Source organism: Actinophytocola sp. (assembly GCF_036378875.1).
GTDB lineage: Bacteria > Actinomycetota > Actinomycetes > Mycobacteriales > Pseudonocardiaceae > Actinophytocola.
Genome location: NZ_DASUVO010000071.1, coordinates 49,407 through 57,068 on the forward strand (window position 1 = coordinate 49,407; position 7,662 = coordinate 57,068).

Genomic DNA, 7,662 nt, shown 5'->3' on the forward strand with positions numbered 1-7,662 from the left:
CCAAGCCCACCACCGGAATGTCATGCGGTCGTGCACGAGCCAGGTCTGGACGTTCAGCGTGAGATCGTGGCCGATCTGTCAGTCCGCGACGGGCAGGGTCGCTGACCCTATCCACCGGCCTTCGTGTAGTCGCGGGTCAGCCAGTGCTCGGGGTGGATGTGGATCGCGCACATGCGGTCGGTGATGTCCCGGGTGGCCTCGATGTAGCGGTCGGCGCCCTCGTGGCCCAGGTAGCGGCGGGCGAGGTCCCAGCGCTGCTCGACGGTGACGGTGTCCTCGATCGCGGTGACCGGGCCCTCGACGGAGGCGTACCGGTAGGGCATCTCCTGGGTCTGCGCGCAGACGGTGACCCGGCCGGCCTTGCGGATCAGCTGGGCTTTGCGGCTGTTGCCGTCGGTCACCACGATGATCTCGCCGCCGGGCTGGTAGTCGTACCAGAGCGGAATGGCCAGCGGACCTCGGCCGCGGTCGTCGGCCACTGTCACGACCGCGACGTGCACTTCGGCGAGGAAGGCCTCGCGTTCGGTGGGCGTCATCGCCAGGGACATAGTCCGTAGGCTACAGAGCACCACGTTCGCCGACCGAACTCGTTGAGGGCAGGCGGCCAGCGGCAGCGAGGATCGCGTCAGCGACCTCAGTCGGCGGCTGTCTGCCGTCGATGATCGTCGCGCCGAGGCGGCGGTACGTGGACTCGACACCGTCGTTGTGTTCGAGTGCCGCCGCCAGCTCCTCCGGGTGCTTGCCGAATGAGTTCGTCGCGCGGGTCAGGAGACGGTGCCGGACGGTCTCGTTGTCCACCACCACGCAGACCACGAGGTCGAAGAGATCCCACACGTCTGCCTCGTTCTCGACACATCCACACAGGAACGCGGTCTTGTCGTGCAGTCTCGCCACAAGGGCCTCGACCTCGGCGCGGCTGATCTTCCACGCGAAGCGATCGAGCCAGCCGGCCGGCACCGGATCGGGAGGATCGACGACAACCTGTCCGCTCGCCCGATCAACCCATTTGTTGTAGCCCTCCCAGTCGGCATCGACAGCCAGCTCGCCCATGCTCTTCAGGAGCGCGCAGACCGTTGACTTGCCGGCCCCTGAGTTGCCGGTCACCCACACCAATGGCACCGACGAAGCATCGCACGGAAACCGGCGCTGACATTTCGGTATCGGTCGGGACTCAAGGGGCGCGTTCGACGGCGTCGCCGACACAGCACTGCGCGGCTGGTCACCTGCCTGAGCGATCTAGGATCTCGCGGTGGCATTGACGAATCGCCAGGAGAGCAAGACCACCGGACTCTGGCCGATCAGGCGACACATCGTCGCGGTCGTCCTGATCGGTCTCAGCGTGTTCGCCGTCGCGGCCGTGCTGTTGTGGCTCGCGTTGGGTTTGCCGGCGGCGCCGAGCCCCGACACCAGGCTGGACGTCATCAAGATGGCGTTGTCGGTGGTGGCTGGCGTTGGCGGAGTCGTGGCGCTGGTGGTCGCCTACCGCAAGCAACGGATCGGCGAGGTGGTCGAAGCACGCGAGCGCGTCAAGGTTCTGAACGAGCGCTTCGCCAGCGCGTGCTCCCAGATCGGTCACGAGAAGCCGACTGTCAGGCTCGCCGGGATCTACGCCATGGCGAGTCTCGCCGACGAGTGGCTCGAACAGCGTCAGGTGTGCATCGACGTGCTGTGCGCGTATTTGCGTATTCCTTATGAGCCCGCGTTGGACTCGCCGTGGTACCACGACGAGGAGTCCGAGGTGCGCCTCTCGATCACGAGTGTGATCAGCGATCATCTTCGTCCCGGCGCGCCGGTCGGCTGGCAGGGACACGAGTTCAACCTGGTCCGGGCGGTGCTGCGGTCAGCGGACTTCGCGGGCATCCAGGTGACCGGCGGCCGGTTCTACCTCAGCCTGACGCGGTTCCCCGCTGGCCGGACGGCGTTCGACGGAATGCACGTCAGCGGCGGCGAAGTCTGGTTCGGCGGCGCCGAGTTCACCGGCGGCACGGTGAATTTCGACAACGCCGAGTTCAGCGGCGGCCGCGTCCAGTTCGACGGCGCCACCTTCACCGGCGGCGAGGTGACCTTCCGCGGCGCCAAGTTCACCGGCGGCGAAGTCGACCTCTCCAATGTCAGCACCGACGACTACACCACGCCACCCGTGTTCGATGAGTGGCAGACCCCGCCACCAGGACTTCTGCTGCCCAAGGGGTGAGCAGCCGGGTCGCTTGAGCTCCGGGCTGTGACAGCTCACTCATACCTTGGCCGTGAGATCTTCGTGCCATGACCACACGTGCCTGATCCTCCGCTCAGCGACTGCTGTCTATTGTGGACCTTCGTTCGGTGATGGTCACCTGGTCGCCGACGGCGATGTGGCCGGGGGTGTGGACGGTGGCCTTCATGCCGAAGGTGACGCCGTTCGGCTCGCGGCGGTAGTCGGCCAGTGTGCGCAACGGTTCGGGGCCCGACCGGACACCGGCCAGCTGGTCGTTCATGGTGATCGCGCACCGGATCGCCAGCTCGCCGAAGCCGAACTCGGCGGTGCCCACGGTCATGCGTGCCACCTGGTCCTCGGTGTGCGCCTCGGCCCAGCCCGTGACGATCACGTTGGGGCGAAAGCGGTTCATCGGTACCGGCGCCGCGTCCCGGGCCAGGATCCGTGCGTTGAGGCCGTCCAGCGACGACTGCGACGTGATCAGCAGCGCCGTCGGGTCGGTGCCGGTGCGGGCGCCCGGCGGCTCACGTACCAGGCGCACCGGAACGTCGAGCAGCTCGGACAACCACTCCGCCGCCTCGTCGCCCTGGTCGATCCCGGTGCCCGGCCACTTCTCCACTTCAACCGCCAGGATCCGCCCGCTGGCCGTCGCGTCCACCACGAGGTCGTCCATGCCTGGGGCGCTCAACACGATTCCCGCGTCCAGCACCCGGCTCCGAACGGTCGCCATCCGCGGTACGGCGCCCTGCCACACGTTCACGCCCGACCGGTTGACGATCGCGAACGTCCGGTCGTGCGTCAAGCCGGCCAGCGTCACCTCGCCGCGCTCCAGAACGACCCCGGCACACCCCTTGATCGGGTAACACACCAACCCGGAAACGATTGCCACATCACCAAATTACGCCGCCGCCACACGCTGCTGAAGATGTGCGACGAAGTCGAGACGTGCCCCAAGGGCACAGCCAAGCGGACGCATCAGTCCTGCTCGGTTCCTGGACGGAGCCGGGCGAGGAGTTTTTCCATGGCGTCGAGTTGGGCGCGGAGTGCTTTGCGCCCGTTGCGGGTCAGCTTGAGCCAGGTGCGGGGTCGGCGGTCCTCGAAGGTCTTGCGGACCTCGACCAGGCCGGCCTCCTCGAGGACGCGGAGGTGTCGGCTGAGGTTCCCGTCGGTCAGTTCGAGTTGGTCCCGCAGCGCGGCGAACGTGCATTCGGTGGTCTCGCTGAGTACCGCGAGGATGCCAAGACGCACCCGCTGATGGGTGGTCTCGTCCAGTGACAGCGCGGGATGCGACTCGGGGGTCGAGGTCACCGTGTGACCTTACGTGCTCGCCACCAGCCCAGGAGCCCGACGCTGAGCAGGGGCAAGGTCATCAGTATCAGGACCGGGCCGGGGCGATGCAGCCCGAACAACGTGAGCTGACCGCCGAGTGCCGAACCGTCGCCGCCGTCCAGCAGCCAAGCAAGCCAACCTGGCAGCTCGCCAACGCCCAGCGCGCAGTTCCAACCAGCGATCAGTCCCAGCCATGCCCCGCCGACGATCAGGCCCAGGCTGCGCTCGACGACCCCCAACGCGATCGCGGCCACCGCCACCGCGACGAGGGGAGTCAGCAGGCCCGACCATCCCGCCTGGAACGGTGGCGTGACCGACCTGGTGGGCACGGCCGCGATGATGGCCAGCAAGGCCAACACCGCGCACGTCACGCCCGCGTACCACGGCCAGGCGATCTTCATCCCCAGCCGGCTGCCACGCCACCGATACCACGCACCGGTGACGATGACCGTCAACGGCAGGCCGACGAACCAGAACAGGTACGCACTGACGTCGCTGTGTGATCCCGCGGGCAGCCCCGCCCAGAACGGATGGCGCCACCACCCGGCATCCGGGGTGTCGAAGTCCGGCACGGCTGGTGGTTCGCCGAACGGGCTGCGGTACAACAGCATGCTGACCAGCACGAGGGCGGCCAGCAGCAACGCGGGCAGCCAGGCGCCACCGTGCGCCAGGCGTCGGCTCCGCGCTCGGAGCTGCCGGATGTCGGCAAGGGTCTTCTCCGCGAGATCGTCCATGACTCTCCATCCCCAGTAGCTTTGTAATGCAAAGTACACGGCGATGCAGAGTGTGTCGAGCGCTCGTCAGTCGCGGTAGTAGTCGGCGAGGGCGGTGAACGCGGCCTTGGGTTCCCACGCCATGTCCGGGTACGTGTCGCCGTTGCGGTCTTCGAGAACCTTGACGATGCCGAGGCTGGCCAGGTCGAGGTCGCGGCGGGGATCGTCGGGGCGGTGCGGGAAGTTGTCGAGCGCGAAGAGGTACACGAAGGCGCTGTCGACGCCCTCCGCGTCGAAGATCTCCAGCAGCTCCCGCAGGTAGGTGGCCTGACCGGCCTCGTCGCGGAGGTAGTCCCCCTTCAGGCCGACCGGGTGACCGGTGTTGTCGTACTCGACGATCTCCATGCTGCGTGGCGCGACGTCGCCGGCGCCCTGCCAGGTGGCCGTGCCGAAGCCGGTGATCGCGACCGGCTTTCCTTGTGCGACAAGGCTGCGCACGCCCGCCGCGAACTGGTCGGCCACCTCGGCGGACCGGATCAGCTCGACCGACGTGATGTCGAAGCGAGTCCAGTCGACGCCCTCGAACGGTATGCAGGCGTAGGTGATCTTCCCATGGAAACGCTCGCGGACAGCCGTGACGGCCTCGTCGAGGAAGTCGTCGAGGCGGGCAACAGCCTCGGCGAGTCGTTCGGCCCGGCCGTCGGGCTGGCTCAACAGTTGGCTGAGTCGCTGTTCCAGGTTGTCGCCGGGTAGGAAGCCCCGGTTCATGATGCTCAGTTCGACGCCGGTGACGAACACGACGTCGGCTCCCGTCTGGCGTACCCGCTCCGCCCGCTGCGCGCAGTCGGCGAACAGCGACAGGATTTCCGTGGTGGTCAGGTCCAGCGGATAGGGCGAGAACCAGACCTCGAGCCCGAGTTCGGCGGCGCGGTGGGCGGCCTGTTCCAGCCGCTCCGGATCGCCGCCGACGAGGTGAACGGCGTTGCAGTGCAGGTCATCGCGGATGATGGCCAGTTCCCGCCTGACCACGTCGAGATCGAAGCGCTCGCGGGAGATCCCGCCGTTGTGGACGAAGCCGGTGTCGTACGCGATCCCCTTGGCACGCATGGGTTTGGTCCTTTCCGCTCAGGAGCTGACGGCCAGACAGTAGAACGAAAAGTGCGTGCACGCAACTTTGCGTGCACGCATGCAGGATGGGATACTCGGCCGGTGACGACACGGCGGACGGGGCTGCGCGAGCAGAAGAAGCAGGCCACCAGGGAGGCGTTGCGCGAGGCGGCCCTGCGGCTGGCTCTGACGCATGGACCGGAGAACGTGCGCGTTGACGACATCGCCGAGGCGGCCGGCGTCTCGCCGAGGACCTACAACAACTACTTCTCCAGCCGGGAACAGGCCATCGTCGCCGCCGTCACCGCCGAGCGGGAAGCGCGAGTCGCGGCCGCGGTAGCCGCTCGCCCCGTCGGGGAGGGCCTCGCCGACGCCGTGGTCGAGGCGATCGTGGCGCAGTACACCGACCCGGGGGAGCACCATCGCGACGCCTTGCTGCTGATCACCACCCGCCCCGCGCTGCGCGACGCGTTCGTCGACACCGCCGGCGCGATCGAGGACCCTCTCGCCGACGCGATCGCCCAACGTCTCGGCGACACCGACTCGTACACCCCGCGTGTACTCGCGGCGAGCGTCGCCGCCGCGACTCGGGTCGCACTCCGCCAATGGGCGAGTCCCATGACCAGCGGGCTCGTCGTGCTCTCCGGTTCACTGCCCGACCTGCTCCGCACCGCACTCGCACCACTCGCACCCGCACTCGACGCGGCCGAGCAACGAGCACGACAACACTCACGGAGTGAATGACGTCATGCCAGTGTCCGTCGTCCGGTTGGCCACACCGAGGCTGATCCTGCGTCGCTTCCGCGACTCCGACGCCGAGGCCTTCGCGGGCTACCGCTCCGATCCGGCCGTCGCCCGTTACCAGTCCTGGGGCACGCCGTTTCCGGTCGATGCCGCCCGTGCCTTCGTCCGCGAGCAGGCGACGGCCGATCCCGCACTGCCCGGTTGGTTCCAGTACGCGATCGAGCTGCGTTCGGACGGCGGTCTCGCCGGCGACGTCGGCGTGAACCTGCACGAGAACCGGATGCAGGCCGAGATCGGGTTCACGCTCGCTGCCGTGCACCAGGGCCAGGGTTACGCCACGGAGGCGGTCGACCGGGTGCTGACCCAGCTGTTCACCGCGGCCGGCCTGGTCCGGGTCTCGGCCGAGTGCGACGCCCGCAACGACCGATCGGCGCGGCTGCTGGAGCGGCTCGGCTTCCGCCGCGAGGGGCTGCGGGTGAACAACACCTGGATCAAGGGAGAGTGGACCGACGACCTGCTGTTCGGTCTGCTCGCCGAGGACTGGCGCCGGTCGCAATAGGACAGCCTGACCGGACCATCGTTGGTCAGTGGTGGCCGATCACGGCGTGCGGCCGGTACGGCGCCTGCAGCGTGGCCACCTCGTCCTCGCTCAGCCCTAGTCCCACCGCGGCGACCGCGTCCTCCAGGTGCTTCGTCTGGGTCGCGCCGATGATCGGTGCGGTCACCCCGGGCCGGCCGAGCAGCCAGGCCAGCGCGATCCGCGCCGGCGGCAGGCCGCGTTCGGCGGCGACCGTGCGCACCGCGTCGACGACGTCGAAGTCGTCGTCGACGTACATGGCGTCCGCGATGGGGTCGGCGCCGGATCGCACGGTGGTCTGTCCGCCGCCGCGCGAACGGGAGCCGGTCAGCAGTCCGCGTGCCAGCGGGCTCCACGGGATGACGCCGACACCCTGGTCGAGACAGAGTGGGATCATCTCCCGTTCCTCCTCGCGGTAGACGAGGTTGTAGTGGTTCTGCATCGAGACGAACCTCGTCCAGCCGTGCGTCTCGGCGACGTGCTGTGCCTTGGCGAACTGCCAGGCGAACATGCTCGACGCGCCGATATACCTGGCCTTTCCGGCGGAGACCACGTCGTGCAGCGCCTTCATGGTCTCCTCGATCGGAGTCTCGTGGTCCCAGCGGTGGATCTGGTACAGGTCGACGTGGTCCATGCCGAGGCGGCGCAGCGAGGCGTCGATGCCGGTCATGATCGCCTTGCGTGAGAGCCCCGCGCCGTTCGGGCCCTTCCGCATCCGGTTGAAGACCTTGGTGGCGACGACGATCTCGTCGCGGTCGGCCATCTCGTTCAGCCAGCGGCCGGTGATCTCCTCGGACGTGCCCGCCGAGTAGACGTCGGCGGTGTCGAAGAAGTTGATGCCGGCGTCAAGCGCCTGGCGGAAGAAGGGCTTCGCGTCGTCGGCGTCGAGCGACCAGGGCCATCCGCCGGCGTCCGGGACGCCGTAGCTCATGCAGCCCAGGCAGATCCGCGAGACGTCGAGCCCGGTGGCGCCGAGCTTCGTGTACTCCATGACGCCA

Annotated in this window: 10 protein-coding genes; 3 read left to right on the forward strand and 7 right to left on the reverse strand. The window is 68.2% G+C overall.

What is annotated here, in order from left to right; translation table 11 throughout:
* Positions 1–107 precede the first annotated feature (107 nt).
* Positions 108–548, reverse strand: coding sequence for a pyridoxamine 5'-phosphate oxidase family protein (locus VF106_RS20035; RefSeq protein WP_330841284.1), 441 nt, complete (start codon positions 546–548; stop codon positions 108–110).
* Positions 549–558: 10 nt separating this feature from the next.
* Complete coding sequence (locus VF106_RS20040; protein ID WP_330841285.1) at positions 559–1,203, reverse strand: AAA family ATPase; 645 nt, start codon at positions 1,201–1,203, stop codon at positions 559–561.
* A gap of 46 nt (positions 1,204–1,249) precedes the next feature.
* On the opposite strand from VF106_RS20040, the gene VF106_RS20045 reads away from it, so the two are divergent.
* Positions 1,250–2,194 carry a pentapeptide repeat-containing protein gene (locus VF106_RS20045; RefSeq protein WP_330841286.1) on the forward strand — a complete coding sequence of 315 codons (945 nt, stop codon included), beginning with the start codon at positions 1,250–1,252 and terminating at the stop codon, positions 2,192–2,194.
* Positions 2,195–2,288: 94 nt separating this feature from the next.
* Here the strand turns inward: VF106_RS20045 and VF106_RS20050 are convergent, their stop codons facing one another.
* The 4 genes from VF106_RS20050 to VF106_RS20065 form a co-directional block, all read right to left on the reverse strand.
* Entirely contained in the window at positions 2,289–3,083 is a 795-nt protein-coding gene (locus tag VF106_RS20050; protein WP_330841287.1) for an MOSC domain-containing protein, read from the reverse strand.
* A gap of 86 nt (positions 3,084–3,169) precedes the next feature.
* The gene (locus VF106_RS20055) at positions 3,170–3,502 is read right to left on the reverse strand and encodes a winged helix-turn-helix domain-containing protein (RefSeq protein ID WP_330841288.1); all 333 of its coding nucleotides are present in this window, start codon (positions 3,500–3,502) and stop codon (positions 3,170–3,172) included.
* Positions 3,499–4,257, reverse strand: coding sequence for a hypothetical protein (locus VF106_RS20060; protein WP_330841289.1), 759 nt, complete (start codon positions 4,255–4,257; stop codon positions 3,499–3,501). The genes VF106_RS20055 and VF106_RS20060 overlap by 4 nt, the downstream gene beginning before the upstream one ends.
* Before the next feature lie 66 nt (positions 4,258–4,323).
* On the reverse strand, positions 4,324–5,343 hold the full coding sequence (locus VF106_RS20065; RefSeq protein ID WP_330841290.1) for a glycoside hydrolase family 113 protein: 1,020 nt from the start codon (positions 5,341–5,343) through the stop codon (positions 4,324–4,326).
* A 102-nt stretch (positions 5,344–5,445) separates the two neighbouring features.
* Between VF106_RS20065 and VF106_RS20070 the strand changes: the two genes are divergently transcribed.
* Complete coding sequence (locus VF106_RS20070; protein WP_330841291.1) at positions 5,446–6,087, forward strand: TetR/AcrR family transcriptional regulator; 642 nt, start codon at positions 5,446–5,448, stop codon at positions 6,085–6,087.
* A gap of 4 nt (positions 6,088–6,091) precedes the next feature.
* Positions 6,092–6,646 carry a GNAT family N-acetyltransferase gene (locus VF106_RS20075; RefSeq protein ID WP_330841292.1) on the forward strand — a complete coding sequence of 185 codons (555 nt, stop codon included), beginning with the start codon at positions 6,092–6,094 and terminating at the stop codon, positions 6,644–6,646.
* A gap of 25 nt (positions 6,647–6,671) precedes the next feature.
* On the opposite strand, the gene VF106_RS20080 is transcribed toward VF106_RS20075, so the two are convergent.
* A partial coding sequence (locus VF106_RS20080) for an aldo/keto reductase (RefSeq protein WP_330841293.1) occupies positions 6,672–7,662 on the reverse strand: 991 nt, incomplete at its 5' end.